The 27000-nt window shown below is 58.3% G+C and carries 23 protein-coding genes, 1 tRNA gene and 2 pseudogenes; 9 read left to right on the top strand and 17 right to left on the bottom strand.

Going from position 1 to position 27000, the window contains the following annotated elements; all coding sequences use genetic code 11:
* Positions 1-23 precede the first annotated feature (23 nt).
* The 6 genes from IPM39_12035 to IPM39_12010 all read right to left on the bottom strand — a co-directional run bounded on the left by IPM39_12035 (position 24) and on the right by IPM39_12010 (position 5970).
* Positions 24-2255 (bottom strand): protein kinase, encoded by a 2232-nt coding sequence (locus IPM39_12035; protein MBK8986787.1) that lies wholly within the window; start codon positions 2253-2255, stop codon positions 24-26.
* Positions 2256-2575: 320 nt separating this feature from the next.
* Positions 2576-3289 carry a response regulator transcription factor gene (locus tag IPM39_12030; protein MBK8986786.1) on the bottom strand — a complete coding sequence of 238 codons (714 nt, stop codon included), beginning with the start codon at positions 3287-3289 and terminating at the stop codon, positions 2576-2578.
* A complete protein-coding gene (locus IPM39_12025; GenBank protein MBK8986785.1) occupies positions 3267-4361 on the bottom strand; it encodes a HAMP domain-containing histidine kinase in 1095 nt (364 codons plus the stop codon). The genes IPM39_12030 and IPM39_12025 overlap by 23 nt, the downstream gene beginning before the upstream one ends.
* A gap of 171 nt (positions 4362-4532) precedes the next feature.
* Positions 4533-5150 (bottom strand): transposase, encoded by a 618-nt coding sequence (locus IPM39_12020; protein ID MBK8986784.1) that lies wholly within the window; start codon positions 5148-5150, stop codon positions 4533-4535.
* Positions 5054-5428 (bottom strand): transposase, encoded by a 375-nt coding sequence (locus IPM39_12015; GenBank protein ID MBK8986783.1) that lies wholly within the window; start codon positions 5426-5428, stop codon positions 5054-5056. The genes IPM39_12020 and IPM39_12015 overlap by 97 nt, the downstream gene beginning before the upstream one ends.
* A complete protein-coding gene (locus IPM39_12010; GenBank protein MBK8986782.1) occupies positions 5425-5970 on the bottom strand; it encodes an IS66 family transposase zinc-finger binding domain-containing protein in 546 nt (181 codons plus the stop codon). The genes IPM39_12015 and IPM39_12010 overlap by 4 nt, the downstream gene beginning before the upstream one ends.
* A 138-nt stretch (positions 5971-6108) precedes the next feature.
* On the opposite strand from IPM39_12010, the gene IPM39_12005 reads away from it, so the two are divergent.
* A complete protein-coding gene (locus IPM39_12005) occupies positions 6109-7551 on the top strand; it encodes a hypothetical protein (GenBank protein ID MBK8986781.1) in 1443 nt (480 codons plus the stop codon).
* Positions 7552-7553: 2 nt separating this feature from the next.
* Positions 7554-8120, top strand: a complete 567-nt coding sequence (locus IPM39_12000; protein MBK8986780.1) for a hypothetical protein — start codon at positions 7554-7556, stop codon at positions 8118-8120.
* Between the two features lie 58 nt (positions 8121-8178).
* Here the strand turns inward: IPM39_12000 and IPM39_11995 are convergent, their stop codons facing one another.
* Together IPM39_11995 and IPM39_11990 are read right to left on the bottom strand one after the other, a co-directional pair.
* Complete coding sequence (locus IPM39_11995) at positions 8179-9582, bottom strand: HAMP domain-containing protein (GenBank protein MBK8986779.1); 1404 nt, start codon at positions 9580-9582, stop codon at positions 8179-8181.
* Positions 9582-10276, bottom strand: a pseudogene (locus IPM39_11990) (response regulator transcription factor). The gene IPM39_11995 and the pseudogene IPM39_11990 overlap by 1 nt, the downstream one beginning before the upstream one ends.
* 196 nt (positions 10277-10472) lie before the next feature.
* Between IPM39_11990 and IPM39_11985 the strand changes: the two are divergent.
* Genes IPM39_11985 through IPM39_11975 form a run of 3 tightly spaced genes read left to right on the top strand, consistent with a single transcriptional unit; the run spans position 10473 to position 12909 of the window.
* On the top strand, positions 10473-11096 hold the full coding sequence (locus IPM39_11985; GenBank protein MBK8986778.1) for a DeoR family transcriptional regulator: 624 nt from the start codon (positions 10473-10475) through the stop codon (positions 11094-11096).
* A gap of 3 nt (positions 11097-11099) precedes the next feature.
* Positions 11100-11498 (top strand): FixH family protein, encoded by a 399-nt coding sequence (locus tag IPM39_11980; GenBank protein MBK8986777.1) that lies wholly within the window; start codon positions 11100-11102, stop codon positions 11496-11498.
* 19 nt (positions 11499-11517) lie between these two features.
* Complete coding sequence (locus IPM39_11975) at positions 11518-12909, top strand: hypothetical protein (protein ID MBK8986776.1); 1392 nt, start codon at positions 11518-11520, stop codon at positions 12907-12909.
* Here the strand turns inward: IPM39_11975 and IPM39_11970 are convergent.
* The 7 genes from IPM39_11970 to IPM39_11940 form a co-directional block, all read right to left on the bottom strand.
* Complete coding sequence (locus IPM39_11970; protein ID MBK8986775.1) at positions 12906-13571, bottom strand: lactate utilization protein; 666 nt, start codon at positions 13569-13571, stop codon at positions 12906-12908. The genes IPM39_11975 and IPM39_11970 overlap by 4 nt on opposite strands.
* Positions 13552-15036 (bottom strand): iron-sulfur cluster-binding protein, encoded by a 1485-nt coding sequence (locus IPM39_11965; protein MBK8986774.1) that lies wholly within the window; start codon positions 15034-15036, stop codon positions 13552-13554. Before IPM39_11965 ends, IPM39_11970 begins: the two co-directional genes overlap by 20 nt.
* Positions 15033-15770 (bottom strand): (Fe-S)-binding protein, encoded by a 738-nt coding sequence (locus IPM39_11960; protein MBK8986773.1) that lies wholly within the window; start codon positions 15768-15770, stop codon positions 15033-15035. The genes IPM39_11965 and IPM39_11960 overlap by 4 nt, the downstream gene beginning before the upstream one ends.
* A 197-nt stretch (positions 15771-15967) precedes the next feature.
* Positions 15968-17215: a transposase gene (locus IPM39_11955; protein MBK8986772.1), complete on the bottom strand. Its 1248-nt coding sequence runs from the start codon at positions 17213-17215 to the stop codon at positions 15968-15970.
* 93 nt (positions 17216-17308) lie between these two features.
* A complete protein-coding gene (locus IPM39_11950; GenBank protein MBK8986771.1) occupies positions 17309-17695 on the bottom strand; it encodes a DUF4277 domain-containing protein in 387 nt (128 codons plus the stop codon).
* A gap of 138 nt (positions 17696-17833) precedes the next feature.
* Complete coding sequence (locus IPM39_11945) at positions 17834-18538, bottom strand: dienelactone hydrolase family protein (GenBank protein MBK8986770.1); 705 nt, start codon at positions 18536-18538, stop codon at positions 17834-17836.
* Positions 18539-18799: 261 nt separating this feature from the next.
* Positions 18800-18871: transfer RNA gene (locus IPM39_11940), tRNA-Arg, on the bottom strand.
* Positions 18872-19131: 260 nt separating this feature from the next.
* Here IPM39_11940 and IPM39_11935 point away from each other — a divergent pair.
* Positions 19132-20629 (top strand): annotated as a pseudogene (locus tag IPM39_11935) (fumarate hydratase).
* Positions 20630-20736: 107 nt separating this feature from the next.
* The gene (locus IPM39_11930) at positions 20737-21726 is read left to right on the top strand and encodes a Gfo/Idh/MocA family oxidoreductase (GenBank protein MBK8986769.1); all 990 of its coding nucleotides are present in this window, start codon (positions 20737-20739) and stop codon (positions 21724-21726) included.
* Positions 21727-22070: 344 nt separating this feature from the next.
* On the opposite strand, the gene IPM39_11925 is transcribed toward IPM39_11930, so the two are convergent.
* A complete protein-coding gene (locus tag IPM39_11925; GenBank protein MBK8986768.1) occupies positions 22071-22556 on the bottom strand; it encodes a hypothetical protein in 486 nt (161 codons plus the stop codon).
* 26 nt (positions 22557-22582) lie between these two features.
* On the bottom strand, positions 22583-23230 hold the full coding sequence (locus IPM39_11920; GenBank protein MBK8986767.1) for a hypothetical protein: 648 nt from the start codon (positions 23228-23230) through the stop codon (positions 22583-22585).
* A 359-nt stretch (positions 23231-23589) separates the two neighbouring features.
* Between IPM39_11920 and IPM39_11915 the strand changes: the two genes are divergently transcribed.
* Both IPM39_11915 and IPM39_11910 read left to right on the top strand, forming a co-directional pair.
* Positions 23590-25692 carry a c-type cytochrome gene (locus IPM39_11915; protein MBK8986766.1) on the top strand — a complete coding sequence of 701 codons (2103 nt, stop codon included), beginning with the start codon at positions 23590-23592 and terminating at the stop codon, positions 25690-25692.
* A gap of 16 nt (positions 25693-25708) precedes the next feature.
* Entirely contained in the window at positions 25709-26920 is a 1212-nt protein-coding gene (locus IPM39_11910; protein MBK8986765.1) for a PQQ-binding-like beta-propeller repeat protein, read from the top strand.
* Positions 26921-27000: the final 80 nt, after the last annotated feature.

Below are 27000 nucleotides of genomic sequence, written 5' to 3'. Positions count from 1 at the left end.
AAAGAGGGCAAAAGTCCAAACCCTTACGGCAGGGTGCAGCCGCCGGGAATCGCCAGGTTGGGATCAATAAAAATTTGCTGCGACTGTGCCGTGCCGGTGGCGTCATCCTGAACGCGCACTTCGTGGTTGTAGGCTGCGCAGCGGCGGGCTTTGGCGAAGTGGTAAAATGGGCCGGCGCCGCGATACTCGGCCGGCTGGTCGGCGTCAAAAACCCAAACGGTGTAAGGACCGCCACCGCCACCGTAAGGAGTGATCTGCACCTGGCAGCGCCACTCTGTGCCGATGTATTCGCAGCTTTGGGCAATCCAAATCAGGGTGGTTGGTTGATCAGATGTGGGTGAGGCAACGGCCGTCACCGTGGCTTCAGGCGTAGGTGTGGCCGTAGGCGTCGCTGTCGCCGGGACGTAGGCTTCCAGGCTGAAGGTCAGCTCCGGGCCAAACGGTTTGCTGCTGGCGTCTACCAATGACCAGACACTCTGATAACTGCCGGCGGCCGCCGGGGCGACAAAACTGGCCGTGAGGGTGATGCTTTCGCCTGGCTGCACGGCCGTATTCAGCCGAATCGGATTACCTGTGAAAGCAAACGTTTCGCCGGATTGGTGCGCCCAATTCAGATTGTCGGGCCAGGGGCAGGTTCCGCTGTTTTGCAGAACCCAATTGACTGGAAATGGGGCATTGACTGGCGCGGTCTTGGCGCGTGGATTTTGGAACGTGAACACATTGACCAGTCGGGCGTCTGGCGTGCAGGCGGCTAGAGCGGCAGCGGTGGCGTCTGGGGTGGGCACGGCCGTTGCCTTTTTGGTGGCAGTGGCGCTGGCGGTAGGTATAACGGCCGTCGCCTCTTCGCTGGCGACCACCACCAGCAAGGTGGGAGCTGGCGGTGGCAGCGTGGCGGTGGCCGGTTCTTCTGTTGCTGGCGGTGTCTGGGTATCGGCTGCTGTGGGTCCGGCTGCGGCCGTCACCGGTTCTGCGGGTTCGTTGGCACGGCCGTTTAACGCCCAGATGCCGCCACTAATCAGCCCCAACAGCAGCAAGCCAACGACCATCAACGGCCAGACGGCGCGCTTTTTCCCAGCCTCCGCCGCCAGCGGCGGCTGCGGCGTCGCCGGTGGCGGCGTCGCCGGTGGCGTGATCCATTCGGTGCTGACGAAAGGCGCCGGGGTGGATACGGCCGTCATCCCACCAACCGCCGCCGTCGGTTCAGCGCCTCCCGCTGCCGGTTCAGCGACCACCGCCGTAGTGTCGGGGACCACCGCCGTAGTGTCGGGGACCCCCGCCGTAGTGTCGGGGACCCCCGCCGTAGTGTCGGGGACCACCGCCGTCGGTTCAGTCGGCGATTCCATCGCGCCACCGGACAACGCCGATAGTTGGCCGACGGGAGCGACAGAACTGCCGCTTTTGTCACCGGGCAAGAAGCGCAGCGCCCGCAAATCATCGGCCATGATTTTGGCCGTGCGGTAACGGTTTTCCGGCTCTTTGGCCATGGCGTTTAGGATGATGTCTTGCAAGGCTGGCGGTACGTTGGGGTTAAACCGGACCGGTTCGGGGATGGGCGTGTTGACGTGCTGCATGATGACTGCCAGGGGCGTATCGGCCGAGAAGGGAAGCTGCCCGGTGGTCATCTGGAACAGCAAGACGCCCAGGGCGTAAATGTCTACGCGCTCGTCGCCCGGTTTGCCCATGGCCTGCTCCGGCGACATGTAAGAAGGGGTGCCGATGAGCGCGCCGGTGGCCGTATAGGCCATGCTTTGGCCGCCAACCAACTTGACAATACCAAAATCGGTGAGGATGGCACGGCTGTCTTCATTGAGCATAATGTTGGCGGGTTTCACATCGCGGTGAACCATGCCCCGGCTGTGGGCATACTCCAGCGCTTCGGCCACTTGCAAAGCAATTTGCACCGCCCGTTCCAGCGACAGCGCTTCTTGCCGCTGAGCCAGTTCTTCTAACTTTTGCTTGAGCGTGCCGCCGGAGACATATTCCATGACCAGGTAATAAATGTCGTCGCGGTAAACGTCAAAATCGTAGATGGCCACAATGTTGGGGTGGCGCAGGGAGGCCATGGCTTTGGCTTCCCGCTTGAAGCGCTGCAAAAAATCTTGCTCGCTAACCAGAAAAGCGTGCATGAGCTTGATGGCGACGTAGCGGTCCAGGCTTTCCTGGTACCCCTTGTACACCTCGGCCATACCGCCGCGTCCTAGTTTTTCCAAAAGTTGGTATTTGCCGATGGTTCGGCCTGACAGGGTGTCGGTCATGGGTTTCCTGTTTGCGCTGTGCGCCTGGAAGGGATTCGTCTGGTCAGCGCACAAATTCAGCAAATTTAGTATACCCGAGTTTATGACCTTTTGCAGCGTTTTTGTATTCGTCGCAGCTGCTAACCTGAGGAACACGGAGGGTACTGCGGTTAGACTTGTAAATACGCCGTACTCGCTGCCAGCAGCGCCCTCACCACCAACAACAAAACAGCGACTCGCATAGATGGCCGACTAACTTTTGTGTCCAAACGGCCGTTTGGCTGGTCGTCGGTGATTGTTTGATGAGCAGGGTTGAACTTTTAGTGACCGCCTAAAAGCAACTACGTTTCTTCCTCTGTCAGCGCAAAAAATCGGTAGCCAAAGCCATGTTCGCTGTGAATATAACGCGGTTGGTTTGGGTCAATCTCTACCTTTTTGCGCAGATGCCAGATGTAGCGGCGCACATAGCCCACGTCATTGGCGTACTGCTCGCCCCACACCTCACGCACCAACATCTGCGGCGACAGTACCTCGCCGCTGCGTTCCATGAGCGCCGTCAGCAGCTTAAACTCTGTCGGCGTCAGGGCAATCAGCTCTTTGCCCCGCCAGACTTGTTTTGCCATCAGGTCCACCACCAAATTGCCCTGGCGCAGCAAATGGCTGTTTTCATCGGGTTGTTCCTGGTTGGATTGCTGTCGGGTCCGGTTTAATACGCTTTGCACCCGCGCCGCCAATTCGGCAAAAGAAAATGGTTTGGTAACGTAATCATCCGCGCCCAATTGGAACCCACGCAGCACGCTTGTTTCTTCATTGCGCGCCGTCAGCATGATCACCGGCGTCTGGGCCATTTCGCGGATGCGCCCCAATGTTTGCCAGCCATCGCGCTGCGGCATGGTGACGTCCAGGATGACCAATTCTGGCTGGCTGGCATAAAACGTTCGGAGGCCGTCGTCGCCGTTTACGGCCGTATGCACCCCATGGCCCCTCTCCCGCAAATAATCAGCCAGCAGCTCCAACAGCGCCGCATCATCATCAATTAGCAGCAAGCAAGCCATCCTGCGCCTCCTCTTCTTGCGCCAACGGCAGCGTTAGCATAAACCGGCAGCCCGGCGCAGCGGAATCCTCATGGGCTGGCGATTGCAGCGTCAGGCTGCCACCCTGCTGCTGCAGCAGCATCCGGGCAAAATACAGCCCCAACCCCCAACCGCGTGGCTGGTCGCTGTGCCCATTGCCCGGTGACATGCGCACAAAACGCTCGAACACCTGCGCCTGCCTCTCGGCGGGAATGCCCGGACCATAGTCAGTAATGCAGAGACAAAGCTGCCCCGGCGCTACGGTCACTTTTAGCTCGATGGGCGACTGGGGCGGGGAGTACTTATGCGCATTACGCAGTAGATTGCGTACCACTTCTTCGGTATAGGTCTCATCTACCCACAGCGGCGGTATATCGGCCGGAAGCTGCCAGACCACCTGCCCGGCATCGGCTCCCAACGTCACATTCACCGCCTGCTGCAGCAGCGGTTTTAGCGCCACTGGCCCACAGTGGACGTGCAGTTTCCCGGCTTCCAGTTGGGTCAAATCCAAAATCGTGCGCACAAATTCGGTTAACCGCGCCGTTTCCGTTAGCAGCAGGTGCAAAACACGCTGTGCCTTGAGTGGAAGCTGTTCTTTGTATTGCAAGGCCACCTCCAGCCCGCCATTCAACGTCGCCAGCGGTGCGCGCAGTTCGTGGCTGACCAGAGAGACAAAATCGGACTTTATCTGATCCATTTCCTGTAGGCGCAAATTAGCCTGCTCTAGCTCGGCTGTACGCAGCGCCACTTTCTGCTCTAAGCCGCGATTCAACTGGGCAATATCGCTGTGCGCCTGCTGCAATATTTGCAGCAGATGTTCCACATAGGTCAGCGCCAGATAAACAGCGGTTGGCCCTACAACACCAAATACAAAAATTTCCAGCAAGCCCATTGGGTCAACCAGGAGCGGTTCATGCTTTATCCTGTGTTCCCATCCCTCAAAAAGCGTTGCCAGCAAGAACAGACCCAAAGGCAGCGCAAAGCGCAGTCTGCGAATGTGGCGTGTTGTAAAAAACTCGGCACGCGAAGCTAAGAATTGTTGTGGTTCAGTCATCAGCTCTTTTCCACCAGAGAAAGATAGGCTGCAAACGCAAAGGCCAGACCGTTTTGACCGAATCAGCCTGTGAATACTATAACATCAAATTGGCAGTCCGCAGCACGCCTGCGACACTTTTTGACAAACAATGACGCCATTGTCACCAGGATGTTTGTTAAACTGTAGTAACTATACAGGTGTGAGTTGAGGCATGAGAACATTATCGTCAAACAGAGACCCTAATGCTTCCCACACATTGAGACCCTGTTTACGAATCGTGGAAATATAGGTGCGCAGCGAACAGAATTGTTCAGCGCCTTCCCAACTACGAAAACAGCCTGAGATTTTCTGCTGAACCTTCATCATTCTGATGTCTCGTTCAGCCAAGTTGTTATCAAACGGCACCTTAAAATCATGGACAAAACGCAAGATAGCCTCCTGCTGCTTGTCAAATCGTTCTACCAGATTACGCGCCTTTGTTTTTTTGCGCCGCCCTCGTTTGACAAGGGGCGGATGTTCATCAGGTAACAGGTTTTCCTCTAAACCGAAGGCAACAATGGTGTCATACATTTGGTGGATTCGTTGCAACTGCTCGATTGACAATTCGGTTTCCCCTGCCTGATAAGCTTCGGCAACCAATTGTTTGGCCGATAACAAATAGACAATCATCAGTGCTGCCCATTGCTGTTGATCGTTCTCAACCAGAGCCGTCAACTCGCGCAAATGATGGGCATTGCACAAGGCATGAAGCAACAATTGATACTTGAAATAGGTCGCCCAGTTATCGTGAACAAGGCGCCGGTGAATTCAGGCAGAATGCCAATGGCGTCAGTCGCCTTTTTGCCCCGACTTTGATGCGGTTCATAATAAGTCAATTCTGGGGTGCTGACGGTATGGAGCCAAGCTCTTTTCCACTGATATAGAGCCTGTCTCATCAGCATGACCGACTTCGGCCTTTTTGACGGCTTCTTTAATGGCTTGTGTGCTGGCTTCACATTTTCTGCGGCCGTCTCTAAAAAGTTTTGCAATGAACCAGTGGAAATGGGTAATTCAAACAGGTCGGCCAACATCTGTCGCCCGTTCATACGGGAATGAACTGCTCATTGCGCAGATAAACTGACAACCGCTTGACTTGCGAACCATATTGCACCGGGTTGGTCACATCCGCTGGAAATTCACCGGTTGTTGCTTCACCACAACAGGGACAGATGATGGTTTCGGCTTGGTGTTCGATGGTCACATAACGCAATGGCGGTAATTCAAAGACCTGTCGTTTAGCAACTTTACTGGCTACAATTTCTTCGGACAATGGGGCTTGGCAATGGTCACAGCGGGCTGGACGATGCGGTTCAATGAAATCTGGTTTGGGATTGAACTCAAGCGTATGCCCTTCATGTCCTTCCTGACCACCAGCTTTGCGCTCTGTTTGTGGCCGTAGACTTTTGGGCTTAGGCTTCTGTCGGCCTTTATCGCGGCTGGACGGCCAACTGGAGTTGTGGCTATTTTGACCAAGCAACTCGACTAAATGCTTGATTTGAGTCTCAGCAACGGTCAACTTTTCGCGGAGTTCTTGGACTTCTCGCTTAAGTTGCTTGTTTTCTGCTCGCAGTTGTTGCACTTCGTCCATGCTTATCATTTATACCACAGGTTTTGGACCTGTATAGTTACAAACTGTAGCTGTAAATAACGTTACAGTACGATCTATTCATCCTGGCAATGGCGTTTGTAAGCCGTTGCTTCAACACATCTAACAGGAGAAAAATCAATGCGAAGGAAGCGTATTTCAATATTAGGGATGCTGCTGTTGGCTTTAGTGGCTGCGCTGGTCACTTTACCGGCCACAGCGCAAGATGCTGAACCAGAAGAACCCACCATCTGGGTTCCCGATCAACTCACGACGGAATTGCGGGTCAAAGCGGCTTACAATGGTCAGGATATCCTCTGGCTGTTTGAATGGCCGGCCGATCCGGGCAGCTTGTTTCACGATGTGTTGGTATATGAAGACGGGAAATGGGTAAAACGGGGCGACAGCGGCATTGGTGCCGATGAGTATGGTCTGCGCGAAGACCGTGTTATTATGATGGTGGATACGGGCGTGGTCCCGGGATTTGCCAACCAGGGTTGCTACGCCGCCTGCCACGACGGCCTGGATTCTCTGAGCAATGGGCTTGATGAAGATACTGTTACAACCACTCTGGGGGAAGATTGGGGGCGCGCCGATATTCGCAAATTTATTCCGCTGTCGCGGAATGGCGCTGCCTGGTGGGATGCGTCTTGGGATACACCAAAATCGCCAGAAGAATTAGCGGCGCTGGCTGAAGCTGGCGCTTTTTTGGATATGTGGCATTGGCGTTCGGTGCGCAGTAACCCGATTGGGTATTCGGATGACCAGTATGTGCTGGAATACCGCAACAGCGACGAGGGTAAATCGGCTGTAAGCACCAATTGGGATGGCGACCTGAAGCAGCCTAATGTGATGTTTGATCCTGATAAGACGGGCATTTACGCGCTTAACTGGGACAGCCTGGTGGCTGGTGAATACAGTCAGGACGATGTGTACTTTTTGTCTGGCGACAATTCGGTTCCGTTTGACCCGAACCACGCCTGGCAAAATGGAGATGTGATCCCGCGCCGCCTGCTGCGCATACCGCAAGAGGGTGTGGCAGACATCACGGCCGACGGCCGTTGGGCCGATGGTTTGTGGCGGGTGGAACTACGCCGGGCGATGGATACAGGCAACAACAGTTCCGACCACGCTTTGCTAGAAGGGCGCACTTACAACGTCGGTTTTGCCATTCATAAAAACGCCACCGGCGCGCGCTGGCATTACATTTCACAGGGCATGAAGGTTGGCGTGGGTGTACCGGCAGAAATAACGGCCGTGCGCTTTAGCGGCGACAATCCAGACTGGGACGCTATCCCCTGGACCACGCTGCCCATGTACTACCCCGGGCAAATCACCTGGGACTGGCTGACCAGCGACGCCCACCCCGGTGCGCCAGAAATTCGCGCCGATGAAAGAAGCTGCCAAAGCTGCCACGGTAATGATCAGGCGGCGATTGTAAAGCTGGCTCAGGCTTCGGTGTATCATGAAGTACGCGACGGCCGTTCATCCCTCAATTGGTGGCTGACGCTGGCGGCCGGCCTGACGCTGTTGGTCGGTGGTACGGTAACGGCCTTCAATGTCTCGAAAGGAAAGGAGAAATAACGATGCAAGGTTTATTACACACCGTATTGTCTGGGGCCAATATCGGCATTCTGGTGCTGGCGACCGCCGCTTTTGCGGTTCGGTTTTTCATGGGCAGCCGCGATGACAACCTGGCTGCCAGCGCCGACAAGGTGGCTTATGTGGCCGCGGCCGTTGGCGTCATTCTGGCGATATTCACTGCGCTTTCGGGCATATTTGGCACCTGGCCGCGCGAGGCCATCCGCGAGACGCTGCTGATTCAGAACAAGATGTTGGTGGCTTCGGCTTTGATTGGTTCGTGGGGCATGTTCGTCTTACTGCGCTGGCGCGTGGGGCCGAAGTTGTGGCAAAACAGCACCCTGAAACTATGGAGCGCCTTCCTGGTTCTGGTGGGCTTTCTGAACACTGTGCTGGTCGGCTCTATGGGTGGCTCGGCTTCGTTGAAGGGAACAATTCTGGACCCGGTTCTCTGGTCGCTGAATCTGAACCGGTTCACTTCGCTTTCCTGGGGGCCGGTGTTGAGCGTGGTTGTGATTGTGGTGGTTCTGGCGTTGGCTGTGTTTACCGGCCGTAAACGAGCCAGCAGCTAACTACCAGTGATGCAATAGAGATCAGACCTGGCAGGTTTGCCCAAACCTGTCAGGTTCTCTATCCAGGTATTGTCGCCTCGCCCAGCGGCCACTGCACAGTAACGGCCGTTCCCTCCCCCAGGCCCGCACTCACAATGCCAATCTGTCCACCATACAGTTCCACAATCAACTTCACCAACGACAACCCCAACCCCACCCCCGGCGCAGCCCGTGACCGCGACTTGTCGGCCCGGTAGAAGCGGTCGAATAGATGGGGCAAATCCTCGGCGGCGATGCCCATGCCGTTGTCTTGAATGGTGTGCCGGATGACCGGCCCAACCGGTTCCAGCCGCCAGATGACCTGGCCGCCATCGGGCGTATAGTTCAGGGCATTGTTGAGCAGATTGCGAAAAACAATGGTCAGGTGGGTGAAGCTGGCCGTCAGCGGCGGCGCTGTTTCCGGCGCGTCCAGTGTCAGGTTGATGTGGCGGCTGGCAGCGGCCGGGGCGATTTCGTGCAGCAGTTGACGCGCCAAACGGATCGGGTCTACCTGCTCGTGGCCGATTTCTTGCCGACCAGCGTCCAGCCGCGAGAGCAGCATCAGGTCTTGCACCAGATTGCCCAGCCGCCGCACTTCCTCGTCAATCTCGACGATGTAGCGCTGCGCTGTCGTGTCGTCCAGTGCGCCGTCACGTAGGGCTTCGCTGCGCAGGCGGATGGTGGTGAGGGGCGTGCGCAGCTCGTGCGAGGCGTTACTGGCGAAGGCGCGCTGCGCCTCGATCATCGCTTCCACCTGGCCGCTCATATGGTTGAAGGCGTGGGCGACCTGGCCGATTTCGTCCTGACGGGTTTCGGGCAGCCGGGCGCGGAAATTGCCCTGGGCAATTTGCAGGGCGGCGTGGCGTAGTTGTTCTAACGGCCGTGTCAGGGTGGTCGCTAACCAAAAGGCGGCGATGGCGGCAACGGCCGTAACTCCCAATACGGCCGTTGCCAGGCCCAACCAACGCTGCCATACCAGTGCCGCCGCGCCCGACAGCGGCGCGGCTAACTGTACCACCGCAATCACGTCATCGTCTTCCCAAATGGGCGCGGCGGCGTAAACGACGCTGCCGCGAATCTCACTGCTAACCGCGCCACTTTGCGCGGACCGGATTTCTGGCGTGTTGGTACTGCTGCGTTCACCACTGCTGCTCAGCCAAAAATCGCCGTGATCATCGGTCAGGACGATGGTGGTGTTGGTTTGCTGGGCGTAGGTTTGCAGTAGTGAACGGATTTCGGTCCAATCAGACTCTTTGTCGTAGTCCTCTTCCAACGGGTCGGCAAAGGCGCGGGCCACAAGCTGCGTCTGTTCTTGCAGGCGGCTGCTGAAATCCTGCACCGTACCGGCGGAAATTTGCCGCCCGGCCAACACGGCCACCGCTGTAAACCCGGCCAGAATCAGGCCGACATAGGCCAACAGCAAACGTGTGCGCAGTGAACGCATCAACCTAGCTCCTTCGCAAAGCGGTAGCCAACGCCACGTACCGTCTGGATGAGGTGCGGCTGGCCGGGGTCGGTCTCTATTTTTCGCGCAGCCAACGGATATGCACATCCAACGTGCGCGTATCCCCCAGCCAATCTGTGCCCCACACTTTGTCGAAAAACTCGGCGCGGGTGATCACGTCGCCGGGGCGGCTGAGCAGCAGCGCCAGCAAATCATACTCTTTCTGGCGTAGGGGCAGTTCGACGTTGTCTTTGAAGAGGCGGTGGGTGTTTAGCTCCAGGCGCAGCGGACCGGCGATGATCTGGTTGTCGGCGGCGATGGGGCGGCGGTCTAGTTCCACGCGACGCAGCAGGGCGCGCAGGCGGGCGATGAGTTCGCGGGTGCTGAACGGCTTGGTAAGATAGTCGTCGGCCCCCAGTTCCAGGCCCAAAATGCGGTCCACTTCGTCACCCAGGGCGGTGAGCATGAGGATGGGCACGGTGCTGTTGCGGCGCAGCGCGCCGCAGACTTCCCAGCCATCCATGATGGGTATCAGCACGTCCAGCAAAACAACGTCTGGTTGTTGGCTTTGGGCAAGGGAAAGGCCATCTCGGCCGTTATGGGCCACCAGTACGTCATAACCGGCTTGCCGCAAGGCGCGCGCCAATGGTTCGGTGATCATGATTTCGTCGTCTATCAGCAGAACAGTGGTCATAGGCTTCATTGTGGCACAGGTGACGGCCGTTATCAATGCCCACCGTCAGATTTAAGCTGGATTTAATACTGTTACTACAACGTTGATTCATTGGGGGTTGGCCGTTGGCCTGGGCGCAATAGTCCATGACGGCCGTGTGTACATCTGTTACAATTTGTGAAGATAACAAGGCTGTAACGGCAAAGAGGCAAGATAGATGGCGCTGCCAACCGAACGACAACAGAAAATCCTCGATTTGCTGCAAGAGCGGGGCATCGTTTCTATTCAAGAGATGGGCGGCCTGTTTGGCGTCTCTGATATGACTGTTCACCGCGACTTGAACCAGTTGGCGGCGGTCGGGCAGTTGGTGAAGGTGCGAGGTGGGGCGATTTCGCCTGGGGTGGTTGCGCCTGGCACGGCCGTTTCCCAATCTACACCAGACAGCGAATCTACTCTGGCCGACGATGTCTGCTGCGCCTGCCATGGCCGCATCAACCCACGCACGCAAATGGTCTTGCACCTGACCGATGGCACGCGCCGCCGCGCCTGCTGCCCACATTGTGGCCTCATCAGCCTGGCGCGGTTGGCTGGGCAGGTGGAATTGGCCCTGGCGACCGATTTTTTGCACGGCCGTACTGTTAGCGCACATACGGCCGTTTACGTGGTTGGCCCGGCAGTAACGATTTGCTGCGAGCCGACGGTATTGGCTTTTTTGCGCCGCGAAGAGGCAGAGCGCTTTCAACAAGGATTTGGCGGCCAGGTTTTGGACCTGGCTGCCGCGACGCTGGCGGTGCAGGCGGCCATGCACCTGGGCGGGCACAGCCGGCATAGGGGTGAGTAAGTTATGAACAAATGGGCGGGGCGCGGCACGGCCGTCTTTGTTTTGCTCTTATTCTTGCTGCTGGCGGCTTGTGGTGAGCGGCAAAGCCAGGCAGTGAACGAGACCGGTGTGGTCGTGACGGCGCAGCCAGAGACAACGGCCGTTGGTGAAACGACGCTCACCGTCACCCTGACCGACGCCGATGGCCAACCGGTGGCTGATGCCGCTGTGCAGGTGCGCGGTGACATGAGCCACGCCGGCATGGTCCCGGTGGTGCGCGCCGCCCTGCCGGATGAAAAGGGCGTCTATGTCGCCCCTTTCACCTGGACGATGGCCGGCGATTGGCTTGTAACGGTTGATTTTACCCTGGCCGACGGCCGTTCCGGGACAGAAATCTTCAACTTCTCTATCCATATCCCGTGAAACGGTTGACACTGAACGAATGACGACTGACGTACTACGCCTTCCCCTCATCGGCCGCTTCCTGCGCTGGCGTTGGGGGCGGTTGGCGCTGCAAATGGGGATGCTGCTGGTAACGGCCGTCATCCTCTACGATGGGTTTACGGGACGGCCGTTGGCGCCGACCAACCTGGCGACGGTCGTCACCTGGGTGCATTATCGTGGGTTGGTGATGTTGGGGCTGCTGTTGGCTGGCAACCTGTTTTGCATGGGCTGCCCCTTCACCCTGCCCCGCACATTGGCGCGTAAGTTGAGCGGTAACGGCCGTCGCTGGCCGCGCGTCCTGCGCAACAAATGGCTCGCCATTGGCGTGTTATTTGTCTACCTCTGGCTCTACGAATGGCTCGATTTATGGGCCAGCCCGCTGCTGACCGCCTGGGTCATTGTCGCTTACTTTGTCGCTTCATTTATATTAGAGAGCCTCTTTGCCGAATCCCCCTTCTGCAAATACGTCTGCCCGCTGGGCACATTCAACTTCGTCAATGCCACCATCTCGCCGACGCAAATCACCGTCCGCAGCGCCGATATTTGCCGCACCTGCGAAGGCAAAGAGTGCCTCAACGGCAATGGCGACGTGTTAGGCTGTGGTACAGAACTGTTTGCGCCGCAAATCAGCAGCAACATGGACTGCGTTTTTTGCCTGGACTGCGCCCGCGCCTGCCCCTACGACAACATCGCCCTCACCTTGCGCAGCCCCCTGCGCGAAGCAAGCACGCCAGACGCCTTTCCGCGTCGCTGGGATTTGCACCTGCTGATCCTGGTCTTCGCTTTCGCCAGCCTGAGCAACGCCTTTGGCATGGTCCCGCCGGTTTACGCCCTGGAGCAAACATTGGGCGTCTGGCTGCGCACCGATAACGAGGGCCTGCTGCTGTTTCTGATTTTTGCCGTGCTGAATTTGCTGCTGCCGCTGGGATTGGGTCTGGGGGCTGCCTGGTCTAGCCGCCATTTGGCGCGCCGCCACGAGCCGCTGCGTGTGGCGCTGGCGCGTTATGCCCCGGCGCTGCTGCCGCTCTCGTTTGCCATCTGGTTTGCCCATTACGCCGGGTTCCACTTCCTCGGCAGCGCCCTGAGCATCGTGCCTGTCTGGCAAAACTTCCTATTGGATCACAACATCACCCTATTCGGCGCGCCCAATTGGACTCTAGGGCCGGTGTTGCCGACCGCCTGGTTAGACCCATTGGAGATGGTGGTGGTGCTGGTCGGCTTTGCCGCCAGTTTCTACGCCGTCAGTCGGCGCGCCCGCCGCGCCGAAGAGCGGCCAGATGGTCTGGCGGCGCAGATGCCCTGGTTGGCGCTGCTGCTGGCCCTGGCCGCCGCCGCCATGTTCATCTTTTATTTGCCAATGGAAATGCGTGGGGCGGGGTTTGCCGGCTAAGCCAGACGGAGCGGCGCCGGGAAGGCATCGTCATAGAGAATGACGATAAACCGCTTTGGTCCATGCACGCCCACGGCCATTGTCTGCTCGATGTCGGCCGTTTTGCTGGGGCCGCTGATCAGGGTGATGTTGGCCGGGGTGGGGGCCTGGCGCGCCTGCGTCCAGGTGAACAGGTCGCTGGTAAGCCGCGACGTGGGCAGCAGGACAATGTGAATCGGCGGCAGCAGGGTTGCCATACGGCTTTGGCCGGGACCGCTGCTGATGATGACTGAGCCGGTTTCGGCCAGGGCGGCGTCGGCGCTGCTGAGGCCGGCGTCGGCCGCGGCGCAATAGGCGCGCAAATCTCCGGCGGTTTGCCCGACAAGATGCCACTGTATGTCTGGAAAACGGCCGTGCCAATCCACCCCAGCTAGCGGCCCGTCGTCATTGACAACGGCCGTTCCAATCTTAATTTCGCGCAGCAATGTACCTAATTCAATGACGGCCGTCTCCCAATCAACCGCCCGCCGGACTTCCGCCTTGGCGGCGATGGCTGCCTGGGTAAATTGCGCCGCCAGGTCATCAAAGTCGCGCCGCGAGCGCCACACCGGCGGCAGCGGCGCGGCCGGCCCATTGCCTGCTGCGCGCAGGCGTCCCAAAATTTCATCCCGTGCGTTCATCATCACCTCTACAGTCTTGGGAGTCCAAGCCTTCGGCCGCCAAGCTTTCGGCTGCCAAGCCTTCGGCCTCTAAGCCTTCGGCCCACAACTGGCGGAAGGATTTGGCCGCCAGGTGAGGCGGGCGGCGTTCGCCGGTGAAGCTGACGGGCAGTTGGAGTTGCCCATCATGCAGGAACGGCCGCTGCCCCAGCCGCGCCGCGCCCAGCGCCAACTGCCAGAGGCCAGCATTGCCCATCAGCGCCGCCACCGCCCGTTCGGCCAGCGCTTCTGGTCCGGCGATGATGCCCTGCGCTACTTCCTCCTGGCGCAGCGCCAGCAGCATACGCGGTAGATCAATACGCACCGGGCAGACGTCTTTGCACGCGCCGCACAAGCTGCTGGCGTGGGGCAGCGCCTCGTATTGCTCCAGGCCAAACAGCAGCGGCGACACCACTGCGCCGATGGGACCGGTGTACGGGCTGCCGTAGGCGTGGCCGCCCGCCTCGCGGTACACCGGGCAGACGTTCAGGCAAGCGCCGCAGCGCAGGCATTGTAAAACCTCTTCATAAGGGGTGTTCAACAGCCGCGAACGGCCGTTATCCACCAACACCACATGCACTTCTTGCGGACCATCCACATCGCCGGGCCGGGCCGGGCCGGTGATGGCGGTGGTGTAGATGGAAAGCGGCTGGCCGGTGGCGCTGCGCGCCAGCAGGCTGAGCCAGACGGCCGCTTCGTCCCAGGTTGGGGCGATTTTTTCGATGCCCATGACGGCGACGTGAACGCGGGGTAGGGTTGTGACCATACGGCCGTTGCCCTCATTGGTCACCAGCACTACGCTGCCGGTCTCGGCCACAGCCAGGTTGCCGCCGCTGACGCCCATGTCGGCGGCCAGAAATTTGGCGCGCAGCATCCGCCGGGCGACAGCCGTCAGCGCCGGAATGTCGGCCGCCGACAGCGATTCGCCCGATTCATGCTCGAATAGTTCGATGACCTGCCCTTTGGTTTTATGCACCGCCGGGGCGATGATGTGGTAGGGTGGCTCCTGCGACAACTGGATAATCCATTCGCCCAGGTCGGTCTCCACCGGCGTGATGCCCGCCGCTTCGAGCGCCTGGTTCAGACGGATTTCGTCGGTCATCATGGATTTGCTTTTGGCGACCAGTTTCACGTTGTGGGCGCGGGCGATGTCTACGACGATCTGGCTGGCTTCGGCGGCGGTGCGCGCCCAGTGAACGTGGGCGCCGTTGGCCTGGGCGCTGCGCTCGAAGGTTTCCAGGTGTTCGGCCAGGTTGGCGATGGTCGTCTGGCGAATCGCTTTCAGGTGGTCGCGCAGCGCCTCGACGTCTGGGACCGCGCTCAGGGCATTGCCGCGCGCTTCGCGGAAATGGGACAATGCCCGGTCCAGCGCCCCTTGCAGGCGCACGTCTTCGATGGCGATGGTAGCGCTGTGGCGGAATTGGCTGAAGCTGCTGCCTGGTGTACTCATCGGGTGGCCCTCTCTAGCATGGTGGCGATGTGTTCGATGGGTTGACGGCCGTCTGTCAGGCCGCGCATTTGCATCAGGCAGCCGGGGTCGGCTGTGACCAGGGCGGCGGCTTGCGTTGCCTGCGCTTGGCGCAGCTTCTCGGCGGTCATGGCGTTGGACACTTCGGGCATTCGTACGGAAAAGAGGCCACCAAAGCCGCAGCAGCGGTCCGGCTCGGTCATCTCCTGGATGGCGTAACCGGCGGCTTGCAAGGTGTGGCGCGGTTCGTTTTTCAGGCCAAGCAGGCGGCACATGTGGCAGGAATCGTGGTAAGTGATGGGTTCAGGCTGGGGGGTAGGCACGGCCGTTGCTGCCGGCCATTTTGCTTCTTTCGCCAAAAATTCGCTCAGTTCAAACGTCTTTTTTGCCAGACGCAGAGCGCGATAGTAATACTTTGGCTCATTTTCCAACAAATGGGGGTATTCCTGACGAATCATCGTCGTGCAGGAGCCGCTGGGCAGGACGACGATGTCTTGGTCGGCAAAGGCGTCTATGGTGCGGCGGGCCAAGCGCCGTGCTTCCTCCTGGAAACCGCTGTTAAAAAAGGGTTGGCCGCAGCAGGTTTGCTCTGGGGGGAAATCTACCGCGCAGCCGGCGCGGCGCAGCACCTTCACTGTGTCCACGCCAACTTCGGGCAGAATCTGGTCTACCACACACGTCACAAAGAGGGCAATCCGTTTTTCCTGGTCGCTCATAAAGCAATCTCCTGATGGACGTAAGTTGGACGTAACTACAGGGCGTTCGCTCAAATAAACGAGCAAAAGTCCAATTCAGATTGCCATATCGGTGAAGTGGTTCAGAAGCCAGCAAAACCGATATGACAGCTACAAAAAACAAGCACTTTACCAATCAAATACCGTCAACAGGCCCAATCCACCCCTGGTTAACCGGTTCAGGCCACAGTCCAGTTGGTATACAACGTAGCCGACAAGCCTAACAGAGATAAAATGCGCTGCTGCACGGCCGTTAACGGCGTCGCCTGACAGACCCGCTGCCCGGTCAGATGGATAATGCTCAGGTTGATGTTGTCAAATGCCTCCAGCAGCCGCTCCATCGTCGGCCGAGCCGTGGCCCGCTTGGGGTTGCCGGGGTAGATGCCACTCAGTTCTGACTGTTGGTCGGCCAGAGCGCGACGAGCCGTGTAATCGCCTAAGGCCAGCAGTCGCGCCGCCAGCGAGAGCAAATGAAACAAGCCCTGCGCATGGTCATCCCGCTGGACATAGACCGGGGTGATGGAGAGCATCTTGCCTTTGAGACGGCGGAAAATGTTCTCCTCGATATACTGGTCGCGGTAAGCCAGGACGGCCTCGGTCAAAGAGAGCGACGCCTGCGGCGCATTGGTCAGGTAGATACGCCAACCGGCCCGGAACAGCGCCCACTCAATCGCCGCCTCGTCTCGCTTGACCTGCACCTGGTAGCGAATGTCTTGCTCTACTCGTGCCGGTTGACCGCGATAGCCGCGGATGGCGCGTTCTGTGACCTGGCGAGTGTAGCTGACCGGCAACAGACCGGCCACGCGATACTGCTTTTCAATAGCGGCAATGGCTTTTTGTAAACTCGCTTCATCGGTGATGGGGCGTTTACCCCGCCCTGGCGCAGGCGTTAAGTCCCGCAGCGCCCCTTCCGCTTTGGCCAGCCGCTGCCGCAAGTTCGCCTGTTCGGTCTGTTGGTAGCTCAACGAGCGCACCACCAGACAACGCTCCGACCAGACGACATGCTGTGTGCCCACCCCAGCCTGATGGGCGCGGCTGACCTCGAATCCTTCGGCGATGGCCAGGGAGCAGTCAGGCTCTTGTCCCTCCTCAGGCTCATCGTCGGGCAGGAAAACCGGCATCGCCGCGCCGCCGTCAGCCCACCACCGGCGCAGGTACTTGTCCAGCAGACCCGGTTCACTCTTGCCATCGGGCAGGGGCGTCAGATAGTGGTCATGGCCCGCCGCAATCGTGGCCCGGGTGTCAAAGGCGCTCATCTTGCTGTCGCCGACAATGAGCAGTCCATTCCGGGCCAGCATCTCTTTCACCCGCTGGTAGCAAGGCACATACAGCGGGTCATCGGCCCGATTGCCAGGAACCACATCCAGCGCCAACAACAAGCCCAACGGGTCGAGGCTGGCCCAGCATCGCTTTGAACTGCGGTTCATAGACCCCTTCTTTGTTCTTCCCCACCTGAAACAACAGGTGACCCGCCGGGTCGTGATACACGCCGGCGGTTGTGCCATCCAGCCGCACGATGTTCACCGACCGCAGGTCGTAAACGCGCAGCAACCGATTACCCAACAGGCCTCGATCCGCCGCCACTGGTCAGGCTCGTGCAGTTCCCGCAGACAAATCGCCAGTCGGTCATCGGTGAAGTCAAGCTCGGTCACGTCCTGTCCGGTCAACTGCCGCAAAGAAACCTGATGGGTTGCCACCCACTCTTGAACCCGATCCATCCGATGGTTGTACGCCGAGATGATGTGGCTGAGCCAGATGGAGATCACCCAACCCATGCTCAGTCCCTGCCAATTCCCGTGCGGTTTGATGACGGTATCAATGGTGGACTGAATGCCCATCTTTTCGATAAACCCATACAAGAGCGGCAGGTCATCCAGCCGTTCAACACTGATTGTGAATTCTGGCATAGTCATGCCGCCAATTTTACTATTTACCGCTCAATTTGAGCGAACCTCGAGTAACTATACAACTTCTGGGGAATTTCACCAGAGGGAAGCGGCGCCTTCACTGGACCATAGAAGCTGTTCGCGCCTGCCACCAGGCGGTCAGGTCGCGGAACCCGGCATAGTGGTCCTTCGCGCCTGCCACCAGGCGGTCAGGTCGCGGAACCCGGCGGCGTTTAGCCGGTGGCCTGTGTTGTATTCGCGATAGGTCAGGTCTGCCCCGGCTGTGCGCAGGGTTTGGGCGCAGCGCTGTGCCCGGTCGTAGGGAATGAGCGCATCTTCCCGGCCAACGGCCATAAAGATAGGCAGACCAGATAAAACGGCCGTTTCCCCCTCCACCGCGCAATCTTCTGGCGCAAACCCCACCAATCCGGCAATGCCCTGTACCAACCCTGGCTGGCGCATGGCTGTGGCATAGGCCGCCGCGGCCCCCTGGCTGAATCCCATCAGATAAATGTGTTGGGGATCAGCGTTGTACAGGCTGGGCAGGGCGTGGATGAAGCGGGTAACGGCCGTAACCGCCGCATCAAATTGGATCAGCGACGGCCATTCATCCTGGCTGCGCGGGTGCCAGGCGTAGCCACCGTCTGGGTCGGGCTTGATGGCGCGTGGGGCGACCAACAGCCAGCCCGGCGGGCAGCTTTTGCCAAAGACCCACATCACGTCTTCGTTACCAGAACGGCCGTGCAGCATGACAATGGTGGGTAATGGCTGGCTGGTTAACGGCCGTAACACCCGGTGAATTAAGCCAGCCTGGTTGATCACCTGGACCGTTTTGACAAGTTGAGGAGAAGATGGGTCATTCATTGTAAGGGTTGGTGATGAGTGGTAGTTTGCCGCCACCGTTTAAAAAGAAATGAGGTGGCGAACTAACGGGCGCTAGTTCGACCACCTCTGGGGGGGGAGCCATAAAGAGTATAGCATGGTCCCAAAATATCGTCAATCCCAGAATCGAGGAATTTTAGCAATTTTTGTATTAAAATGATGAATTAGTAGAAAAAGGGTGTTTGTCGGGCGCTGGGCTTGATGCTTTGTATCCTATGGGACATGAAATGTGAATGAAAGTAATACCCCCGCCAGGACTCGAACCTGAATCTACCGCTTAGGAGGCGGTTGCTCTATCCATTGAGCTACGAGGGCGAAAATGGTCAATGGTTCAAGGTCAACGTTCGATACAAAACGAACGGTGCAATACTCAGGCAGAGATTATAACAAACAATTGGCGCTTGTCGGAAATCCTGACGGCCCACCAGGCCACCGAACACTGAACTTTACGCTACGGCCGTTTCCCACTGGCATTCCCTCCCTTTTTGTTGCATCATAGAGAGAAGCTACTATTTCCGGTGCGCCGCCCTTTCTAACCTGCGCCGCACCCTGTTCCTAATATGGAGGTTCATCCTATGGATTACAAAACCCTCGATTTGACCGATCAATTTGTAGAATTGATTCGCCGCGCCGCTACGCAGCTGCCCCAAGATATGCGCCAGGCGCTCCGGCAGGCCCAGGGCAACGAAGAGCCGGGTTCGGCCGCCGAAGGGGCGATAGACACCATTTTGCTCAATGTAGACATCGCTGAGCGCAACAGCACCCCCATCTGCCAGGATACCGGCACGCCCATCTTTGAAGTCAGCTACCCGATAGGCGTTTCCACCCGCAAACTGGCCGACCAGATTCGCCGGGCGGCGGCCATCGCCACACAGCAGAACTACCTGCGCCCGAATGCCGTGGACAGCATTTCCGGCAAAAACAGCGGCGACAATACGGGCGAAGATTTCCCCACCATGCACTTTCATGAATGGGACGAGGAGGCTATTCGCGTAGACCTGCTGCTGAAAGGCGGCGGCTGCGAAAACGTCTCTACCCAATATAAACTGCCCGATGGCCCATTGGGCGCGGGCCGCGACCTGGAAGGAGTGCGGCGGGTGGTGCTAGACGCCGTACACAAGGCGCAGGGGCAGGGTTGTGGCCCGGCCGTTCTGGGCATCGCCATTGGCGGCGACCGTGGCTCTGGCTATCTCAAGTCTAAGCAGCAGTTGTTCCGCCCGCTGGAAGACACCAATCCTGACCCACAACTGGCAGAGTTGGAGCAGCGCATTTATGAGGAAGCCAACCAATTAGGTATTGGCCCGATGGGTTTTGGCGGCAAGACAACTGCGCTGGGCGTAAAAATTGCCGCGCAGCACCGCCTGCCGGCCAGCTATTTTGTCTCGGTGGCCTATATGTGCTGGGCCAACCGCCACGCCAGCATGGAGATTCAATTGAAAGAGGAAGGGTTGGAGGTAAGTTATGCCTGAGTTAACAACGCCCATTTCAGACGCCGACATCCGCAATTTAAAGTCGGGCGATACCGTTTCTTTGAACGGCGTTATTGTCACCGGCCGCGACGCGGCGCACAAATTTATGATCGATCATTTCATCAAGCAGCCAGTTCAGCCAGATGAGGCCGAATTGTATGAAGACCTGAAGAAACTGCTGGACGGCGGTGTGATTTATCACTGCGGCCCGGTGGTGAAATTCCATGAGGACGGCTCTTATTCCTTAGTGGCGGCCGGCCCGACCACCAGCATCCGCGAAGAGGTGTACCAGGCGGACGTCATCAAACACTTTAACTTGAAGGGCGTCATCGGTAAAGGCGGTATGGGGGCGAAAACGCTCCAGGCGTGCCAGGAGCAGCCGGCCGTCTATCTTCATGCCATCGGCGGCGCAGCCAGCTTTATCGCCCAATCGGTGAAGGAAGTGCTGGGGGTGTACAAGCTGGATTTTGGCGTGCCGGAAGCAATGTGGGTGATTCGCGTGGAGAATTTCCCGGTGGTAGTGACCATGGACAGCCACGGCGCTAGTCTGGACAAGACCATTGAGGCGCAATCTAAAGAGAAGTTGGTCGAATTGATTGGCTAACAAATTTTTACCAACTGGCAGCCGAGAGCGAGAGCGAGAGCGAGAGCGAGAGGAAGAATTCGAGCAATACTCTAGCTCTAGCTCTAGCTATTCTTGAGGGAAATCATATGAAGAAAGTACGATGGGGTTTGGTCTCGACGGCGAATATCAACCGGCGGCTGATTCCGGCGATTCGGGCGTCGAAAGAGGGGGAGTTAACGGCCGTATCCAGCCGTTCTCTCGCCTCCGCCCAGGCATATGCGGCTCAGTGGGCGATTCCGCACGCCTTTGGCAGCTACGAAGCGATGCTGGATTCCGACGCCGTAGACGCCGTGTATATCAGCCTGCCCAACCACCTGCACGCCGAATGGACGATTTACGCGCTGGAACACGGCAAACATGTGCTGTGCGAGAAGCCCTTCGCCCTGACGCTGAACGAAGTGGACGCGATGATCTCTGCCAGTGAGCGTACCGGCAATCGGTTGGCGGAAGCGTTCATGTACCGCCACCACCCGCAGGCAAAACTGGTGAAAGCGATGGTGACGAACGGCCGTCTTGGAGAAATCACCATCCTGCGCGGCGCGTTCGACTTTGCCATGACCGACCCGGCGACCAATGTGCGAATGCGGCCAGAATGGGGCGGCGGCGCATTGTGGGACGTGGGCGTTTACCCCATGAGCTACGCGCAAAACCTGATGGGCGGGCCGCCGCAGTGGGTCTTTGGCAGCCAATGGATCGGCGCGTCGGGCGTAGACGAGGTGTTTGCCGGGCAGATGGGCTATGGCAGCGGCGTGATGGCTCAATTTAGCTGCGCCTTTCGTTCGCCGTTCCACACCTTTTTTGAGATTGTGGGCACGGAGGGCAGGGTTTTGGTGACACGGCCGTTTGTCGGTCCCCAGGAAGGCACTGTCACATTCTATCCGGCCAACGGCGATGTAGAAACCTTCACGGTACCGGATGAGGAACTTTACCTGGGCGAGGTGGAAGATATGAATACGGCCGTGCTGCACAACACCGCCAACTTCCTAACCCTGGCGGAAAGCCGCAACCACGTGCGCACCATTCTGGCGCTGTACGACTCGGCCAGGCAGGCCGAGGTGGTTTGGTTGGCTGACTAAGCGGCAGTAACCGCTCGCTGCCGCAAGACCTGATGCGTCATGGGCGGCGCAAAATGCGCCGCCCATGACGCACGTTTGTTTTAAACCTGCTTTATTCAGCCCATCACCCCGCCCTCCACGCGGTACACCTGAACTGAAACACACCCATTGAAATGAAACATATGTGTGGCGAAATTCGGCCCCGAAAGGAGTTGTTGTCAACTATTATTAATGTATAATTAACAAATTGTACGGATTTTTGTTGCGTTCTTGCAACTATCTGCAAGTGAACAATTGAATATTGGCGCAGTCTGGGGGGACCAAAAGCCAAATTGACCGGGTATAAGTGTGTCCGGCGGGCGCATCTACGACTTGGGGGAGGCCAAAGCAGAAGGGAAAAAAGCATCAAAACGGCCGTTAACCCAATACAAACGCAAATGAAGCAAATGGTTGAAGCCGTCTTCGCTCCAGCGCATGCCGACACCCTTGAATCGTTGCTGAATCAACCACTTGCAGGTACTTTCAACCAGGCCGCTGCCAATGGGTAATCCAGCCTGCTTTAATTTGTCGTACTGGATGTGCTCCCGGTGTTTATCGAGATAATTGTACAGTTTGGTCAAGGCTTGTTGCGCGGATTCTGGCAAACCGGGTACGGCGAGAGCTGCCTGAATATCGGCCAAAACCGCGTCTTGCTGACCATGTCGCAAGCGGTGGCGGGCCTGATGGAACCACGTTTTGGCCTGACTTGTGCGGCCATCCAGCCACACCTTGACCCCGGACCAAAGATTTTGGGTTGCGTGGTAGAAATCTAAAACCCCAGTGGCCGAGGCGCTAAAGCGTTCGGCAAACAAACGCCAAAAGCCCCGCCCGCCATCGCTTAACCAGACAACGCGGGGCGCTCCTTGATGCCTGGTCTGCGCGCTTCCAGCCACATCCGCTCGGATAAGTCGTCCACATCACCCAAAACAGCCGTCACGCGGTGGTGATGCAAGCGGCTCATCGTCTGGCCCGCGCGGGTGATATGCTTGCCTAAACGGGCAAAGATGGCGACCTTGATTTCGCGCCATACTGTTTTGCCCGCCGCTGTCTTGGCTTGGGGGCGAAAGGGAACCATCACCCCGTCAGCGCCCATCAGGAGAGTTTCCGCGGCAAGGGTCGCGCTCAACGCTTCCGCCTCTGGCTCATTCCCCAGTTTCAACGCCGCTAACTCGGCCACCAAATGGTTCATCATCTCTTCTCCAGTCACCTGAACCCACTCCCAGATACTTTGCGGCGTGACGATGACCTGGCTCAATTCTTTTAACAACATGGCTGCGGTTTCAAAGGGCACAAAAATGGCTGTCAAGCAAGCTATCCGCCGCAAACCATCATCGCTTTTTTGATTGGGCTTTAATCCCAGCGCCTCATCCAATGGCGCTACCTGACCAATGGCACATCGCTTAGGACAGCGTCCCAGTCGGCGCTGCCAGCGAATGAGACCAATGATGCTCTTGACTTCCCGAGGGGCAAAGCCTTTGCTCTGCAACTTCCGGCCACATATTTGACAATGACCCCACTCTGTTGGGGCTTGGGCTCTGCTATTCAAGGTTTCTTCCACCAGACTCACTGCCAGAATGCGCGATAATTGCCAGGCGAGCAGGATCATTAAGGAGAGCGTGGCTGCATCGCCCATCTCATCAACTATTTTTTGGCATTCTGGTTTCGCTTCACGTATAGTTTCCATTAAACACGACATTGTTCTAGGCGATCCTTTCGGGTTTGTGATGATTCTTCGAAAGTTTAACCTAAAAATAATGTCGTGTTAGTTTCCTCCCCTAAGTTCTTTATGCGCCCGTGTCCGGCATCATGTTTCGCGCTCATTGCATTCGGAAGGAGGGATGTCCCATGAGAAAAAGGAGCAATTGGTTATTTGGCATTGGTTTGATGATCACTTTGGTGATCGCTATGGTGGCTATTTTTGTCACACCCCTGACGGCAGCCTCAACTGAGTCTAAGCGAACAACGGCCGTTCCCGCCCATACGGTCAGTCTGTCTTCAGTCGCGCAGTCAACAAAAGGCCAATGTGAGGTAACGGCCGTAGACCTCATTGGCGCCTGGGTAGATGCCGGCGCGCCAGAAAGCGTCCCCTTCCCCTTCACCGCCGAGGACGATGCCGATTGTTCTGGACTCTTTGCGACAGACATCTTGCCCCTCTTTACCACCGAAGACGCCTGGTTCCCCGGCTCTCAGGCCTGCACCGAGTGTCATTTCGAGATTTCCCCCGATTCGCGCCACGAGATGGACCTTTCCAGCTACGCCGGCATTCTCACCGGCGCCGACGCCCTCTCCTCGCCGCCCGGCGCGCCGATCATCTTGCCTGGCGATTGGCAGAACTCCGTCTTGCGCGCCCGGCTGCGCAACAATCGGATGCCGCCGGATTGGGAATTTGAAATCGAAGAGACCAATCGAGACGGTCCCCTACTCACGTTGGGCGGCGGCGATGTTTACGCCGTAGACCTGATTGCCGCCTGGGTAGACGCGGGCGCGCCCGATGGCAGCTTCCCCTGGACCAACGTAGACGGCGCGGCCCAGACCGGCAGCTTTGCCACCGACATTTTGCCCCTATTCACCGAAGAAGACGCCTGGTTCACCGGCTCGCAAGCCTGTACGGAATGCCACTTCGAGAATTCGCCCGATTCGCGCCACGAGATGGACCTGTCTTCCTATGAAGGCATTCTCACCGGGGCCGACGCGCTTTCTTCGCCGCCCGGCGTGCCGGTAGTGCTGCCCGGCGATTGGGCCAATTCTGTTTTGCGCCATCGCCTACGTGACAACCGGATGCCGCCCGGTTGGGAATTTGACATCGAAGAGACCAACCGGGATGGTCCGCTGGTGCAAGCGGGTGTTTTAGGCGCGCCTGTGACCGAGCGGCAGCCGCCAACGGCCGTGCCAACTCTCGTCGCCGCGTCCGCCAATCCGCCCCCACCGGGTGTCCCGGAATCCACCATCACGGAAACCATTACGACACCCACCATTCATCCCGTCCTCTTGGGGCTGTTGGGGGTGCTGACGGCCGTCTTCGGCGGCGTGATCGGCGTTGTGCTGCTCAATCGCTTCCGCGTCAAAGGGCGCGAACCGAGCGTGCCAGTCGTGGCGACCGACGTGGCTTTACTGTTGTTTTCCTTGCTGGCGGTTAGCAGCGGTGCGCTCTCTTTGTACGCGGTCGCCAGCGGTGCGTTCACGCGGACCCACACCATCCACGAAGAAGTCCCTTACCTGGTTGAAGTGCCCGTCCAGGTTCCCATTTTGGCCGAAGTGCGCCTGGAGGATTGGCAAGCCCAAATTCCGGCTGAGTATGAAACGCTGCAAAACCCGTTTACCAATGACCCGGAAGCCATCGCCGCCGGTAGGCGACTATACTTTAGCAACGACTGCCAGCAATGTCACGGCGATGCTTTGGACGGCCAGGGAAAATTTAGCAAAGGGCTGGCGCCTAAACCGGTTAATTTGACCGATCCGGCCCTGATCAATTTGCCATTTATGACCGACACTTATCTGTATTGGCGATTGAGCGACGGCGGGGGACAATCCCCTTTCCTGTCGGCGATGCCCGCCTGGAAGAGTATGCTCACCGAGACAGAGCGTTGGCAGTTAATCGCCTACATCCGCAGCCAGACGGCCGATTATATGATTGATGAAGGGCAGCAAGCGGCCGTGGCTATCGCGCAGCAGATGGGCTGCTTTGCCTGCCATCGCAGCGAATCGCTGGGGCGCGGGGGAACGATTGGTCCTGGTTGGGACGAATTGAGCGAGGTGGCCGCATCTCGTGTGCCCGGCCTCTCGGCTGAAGAGTACGTGCATCAATCCATCGTTGATCCCCGCGCTTTTGTTGTTGAGGGGTATGAAGACCAAGCTCTGACCATGCCGGTGGACTTTGGGCAGCGGTTGTCGGATGAAGAAATGGATCTGATGGTCAATTTCTTGCTCTCTTTGGCGGATGACGAGTGATGAGATTTGGGGGTGAATGCCCGCGCAGCCAACGGCCGTAAAACAGTCTCCCCATCGTCCTTCTCGCGCCACTCTGATGGTCTACGGCCGCCGGGTGGCGCGGGCGGGATTTTGGCTGTGGCTGATGCTGTTGTTGGGCTGCGCCCGGCCGGGGGCGCCGGCCGATCTGCTGACGGCCGTGCCTGCCTGGCAGTGGCAGCGTGACTTAGGCGATGGATTGGCTTCACCGCCGGTTTTGGCAGGTGGGTATGTGGTGGCGACCACAGCTGCGGCGGTTATCGCCCTGGACCCCCATTCCGGCGCAGAGCAGTGGCGATTCGCGCCCGATGGTGGCGTCTGGTCCCGTTCGCTGGCCGCCAGCGAAGACATCATTTTTGTCGGCGCGCCGGGCCGGGTGTTGGCCCTGAACGCCGCCAATGGGCAAATCCGCTGGCAGCAGCCGGTGGTGGGCGAGATGCTCTGGCCACCGCTGGTAGATGATGGACGATTGTTTGCCGGAACGGCGTTTGTCGGGCCGGGCGTCACGCCAAACGCGGCCGGTCGGGCCTGGCTGTATGCTCTGGATGCTGCTTCGGGGCAGGTGGAATGGGCGCAGGAGACGGCCGTGTACACCCTCATCACCCCGGCGGCCAACGAGGCCACGCTCTTTGTGGGCGGCAGCCAGTTGGGGCAAGAGAAAGTCCCCGAAGGGGGGCACATCCGCCTGCACGCTTTCGACAAACAAACGGGGCGCCTTATCTGGACGGTGGAGCGGCAAGACGGGTTCTTAAAATCATTGGCTGTAGATGGTTCACGTCTGTTTTTTCTGGCCTATACCGATGTGGTATTTGGGCTGGCGGCGGCCGATGGGTCTGAATTATGGCGCTACCCAACTGAAAATTGGTCGCCGGGCTTTCGTCTGGCAGACGGACGGCTTTACCTGGGCAGCGACAATGCTTTTGTTCATGCAGTGGAGGTGGCGGGGGGAACGGCCGTATGGCGTACCCATCTGGAAGGTGTGTTCAACGCGCCGCGTTCCACGCCTGCGGCGGACCAGGACGCCCTGTTTTTCCAGAGCAACGACAATCGGCTGTACTGCCTGGAGCTTTTGACCGGGCAAATGCGCTGGCAAACAGAACCGCAGCCGCGTTCGCGTGTGGCTTTGGTGGTGGGGAACGGCCGTTTATTTCTGACCGGCGAAGATGAAAACCTGTACAGCTATGTCTTGCCGTCTCGTGTGAATCAGTGATCAGTATTCAGTGTTCAGTGACCAGTTTTCAGTCGGCGCTACTTCTGGAAAACGCACACTGAACACTCTACACCACTATA

This window comes from Candidatus Leptovillus gracilis, assembly GCA_016716065.1.
In the GTDB taxonomy this organism is placed as follows: domain Bacteria; phylum Chloroflexota; class Anaerolineae; order Promineifilales; family Promineifilaceae; genus Leptovillus; species Leptovillus gracilis.
The sequence above is the reverse complement of the archived record's forward strand: the minus strand, read 5'-3'. Positions and strand labels throughout refer to the sequence as shown.

Coding starts and splice junctions, on each gene's coding strand:
- IPM39_11910 (MBK8986765.1), top strand. CDS start 25,709: ATGCCCGCGCAGCCAACGGCCGTAAAACAGTCTCCCCATCGTCCTTCT.
- IPM39_11955 (MBK8986772.1), bottom strand. CDS start 17,215: ATGAACCGCAGTTCAAAGCGATGCTGGGCCAGCCTCGACCCGTTGGGC.
- IPM39_11960 (MBK8986773.1), bottom strand. CDS start 15,770: ATGAGCGACCAGGAAAAACGGATTGCCCTCTTTGTGACGTGTGTGGTA.
- IPM39_11975 (MBK8986776.1), top strand. CDS start 11,518: ATGACGACTGACGTACTACGCCTTCCCCTCATCGGCCGCTTCCTGCGC.
- IPM39_11965 (MBK8986774.1), bottom strand. CDS start 15,036: ATGAGTACACCAGGCAGCAGCTTCAGCCAATTCCGCCACAGCGCTACC.
- IPM39_11985 (MBK8986778.1), top strand. CDS start 10,473: ATGGCGCTGCCAACCGAACGACAACAGAAAATCCTCGATTTGCTGCAA.
- IPM39_11915 (MBK8986766.1), top strand. CDS start 23,590: ATGAGAAAAAGGAGCAATTGGTTATTTGGCATTGGTTTGATGATCACT.
- IPM39_11930 (MBK8986769.1), top strand. CDS start 20,737: ATGAAGAAAGTACGATGGGGTTTGGTCTCGACGGCGAATATCAACCGG.
- IPM39_11995 (MBK8986779.1), bottom strand. CDS start 9,582: ATGCGTTCACTGCGCACACGTTTGCTGTTGGCCTATGTCGGCCTGATT.
- IPM39_12010 (MBK8986782.1), bottom strand. CDS start 5,970: ATGGACGAAGTGCAACAACTGCGAGCAGAAAACAAGCAACTTAAGCGA.
- IPM39_12005 (MBK8986781.1), top strand. CDS start 6,109: ATGCGAAGGAAGCGTATTTCAATATTAGGGATGCTGCTGTTGGCTTTA.
- IPM39_11980 (MBK8986777.1), top strand. CDS start 11,100: ATGAACAAATGGGCGGGGCGCGGCACGGCCGTCTTTGTTTTGCTCTTA.
- IPM39_11945 (MBK8986770.1), bottom strand. CDS start 18,538: ATGAATGACCCATCTTCTCCTCAACTTGTCAAAACGGTCCAGGTGATC.
- IPM39_11950 (MBK8986771.1), bottom strand. CDS start 17,695: ATGCCAGAATTCACAATCAGTGTTGAACGGCTGGATGACCTGCCGCTC.
- IPM39_12000 (MBK8986780.1), top strand. CDS start 7,554: ATGCAAGGTTTATTACACACCGTATTGTCTGGGGCCAATATCGGCATT.
- IPM39_12035 (MBK8986787.1), bottom strand. CDS start 2,255: ATGACCGACACCCTGTCAGGCCGAACCATCGGCAAATACCAACTTTTG.
- IPM39_12025 (MBK8986785.1), bottom strand. CDS start 4,361: ATGACTGAACCACAACAATTCTTAGCTTCGCGTGCCGAGTTTTTTACA.
- IPM39_12030 (MBK8986786.1), bottom strand. CDS start 3,289: ATGGCTTGCTTGCTGCTAATTGATGATGATGCGGCGCTGTTGGAGCTG.
- IPM39_11970 (MBK8986775.1), bottom strand. CDS start 13,571: ATGATGAACGCACGGGATGAAATTTTGGGACGCCTGCGCGCAGCAGGC.
- IPM39_12015 (MBK8986783.1), bottom strand. CDS start 5,428: ATGAACGGGCGACAGATGTTGGCCGACCTGTTTGAATTACCCATTTCC.